At 67.0% G+C, this 1,838-nt stretch carries 2 protein-coding genes; both read left to right on the top strand.

Translation table 11 applies throughout. The annotated features are described in order from the left end of the window. The coding region (locus AAHZ94_RS33495) for an AAA family ATPase (protein ID WP_349997464.1) at positions 1-991 on the top strand (991 nt) is incomplete at its 5' end. Continuing rightward, entirely contained in the window at positions 988-1,662 is a 675-nt protein-coding gene (locus AAHZ94_RS33500) for a hypothetical protein (protein WP_349997465.1), read from the top strand. The genes AAHZ94_RS33495 and AAHZ94_RS33500, both read left to right, overlap by 4 nt. The last annotated feature ends 176 nt before the right edge of the window (positions 1,663-1,838 follow it).

Consider the following 1,838-nt stretch of genomic DNA (forward strand, 5'->3'; position numbering starts at 1 on the left):
GACTATCCAGCTCAAGGCGAACTGGACGACGCACGCGAGTCTCAATGCGCCCGACGAGTACGCCCTCAGCATTCGGCGGCGGTCGGCTTTCAAGCCGGCCCGGATCGAGTCCTACATCCTCTCGCGCCAGGAAAGCTTCGCTTTCAAACGCACCGGTGGCCGGGGCCGACGCATCACCATTTCTGGTGAAGAGGCCACCGTCGTTGATGAGCGGGCGGGACGGGAGTCCGGGCGGGACAAGATCGGTATCCAACGGTTGAGCAGTGGGCTTTCGACGTTACCGAGGCTGGGGCGCTCTGACGGAGGTGAGGAGGTGTCGCGAGTCGCCGAGCGTCTTTCCTCGTTCCGGGTCTTCGACGTTGACGTCAATGCGGCCCGGCAGCCCACGCGTGCCCTTTCCACGCTCGCCGGACACCTGGAATCGCACGCCGAGAACCTGGCGGCCTTCCTCATACATCTGAGTGCGGACGAGGAGCGCTGGACACGCCTGACCGACGACGCTCGCCGGCTGCTGCCCCAACTCGAAGCCATCGAATTCGAACAGGTCGGTGGATTTGCCGACCGCCTGGCGGTGGTGCTTCACGAACGGGGATTGCGCCGTACGACCCCCCTCGCTGACGCCTCCTTCGGCACCGTGCGCCTGCTCGGCCTGCTCGCCATGCTCTACGATCCGCAGCCCCCGGCGCTGACCTGCATCGAGGAGATCGACCACGGTCTACATCCACAGGCACTCGAACTCATCGTGGAGCGCATGCGTGAGGCGTCGACCCGGACACAACTGATCGTGGCAACGCACTCTCCCGCCCTCGTGGACCGCCTGACACCGCAGGAGTTCATCGTCTGTGACCGGGATGAAAGGGGCGCATCCATCATCCCCGCCCTCTCCGCCGACGAGGTCGAGGCCATCGTCGCCGAGACGGGTGATCAACCGCTCGGTGAACTGTGGTTCTCCGGCGTTCTCGGCGGAGACCTGACGGAGGACGAACTGTGAGCCGGCGGGGGGCTCTTGCCAACCGTGGCAGAGGTGTCGTCGTACTCGCAGGTGAAAGCTCCAACGACCGCCGCATCCTGGCGGCCTTCATCAGAGGCCTGCATCCGAGACTGTCCGATGCGGTCCTTCTCACCGAGATCACCGACCCCGTTCGATTACGGAGGAAGACCGGTGTCGAATTGGCGGCCACCGCGGGCACCTTGGTGAGGAAGGCCCGCGGGAAGGCCAAGCTCAAGAAGGGCGATTTGGTCGGCATAGCGGTGCACGAGGACATGGACGCCTGCCCTGGCCCTGCCTATGACAAGGCTCGCCGTGCCGTGTCGTCGGCGCTGTCCGATGCGGCGGGTGGAAGCGAATCGGTTTACGCCCTCGCGGCAGCGGAGTCGGAGTCCTGGCTCTTGCTCTTCCCCGGTGCATTTCCTCTCCACAGACCTTCATGGAAGTTGCCGGCATCGTGGGAGGGGAGGGACACCGGGCGACGACAGACGCCCAAGGAAGATCTCGAAGCCGTTCTCAGTGGTCCGCGCTTCCGGGAGAGCGACGGACCGGACATAGCCTTGCAGGCCCTGGCGCACGGTCTGTTCCGCAGACCAAACGGAGCCAACCGTTCCTACACCGAATTCGCCGCAGACCTGTGCGCATGGTCGGTGCCGCAAGTCCGCGGAGGTTGAGCGCGCCCCCGAGCCTGACCGCGCCCGTGGAGAAGCCCCTCCGACGGACGTACCGAACGGCAACATCCCACTGTCGGATGACGGCGTGGGGGGGGGGGGGCCCCCCGCCCCCCCCCCCCCCCCCCCCCCCCCCCCCCCCCCCCCCCCCCCCCCCCCCCCCCCCCCCCCCCCCCCCC

The organism is Streptomyces sp. HSW2009, from assembly GCF_040240285.1.
Classification (GTDB): Bacteria; Actinomycetota; Actinomycetes; order Streptomycetales; family Streptomycetaceae; genus Streptomyces.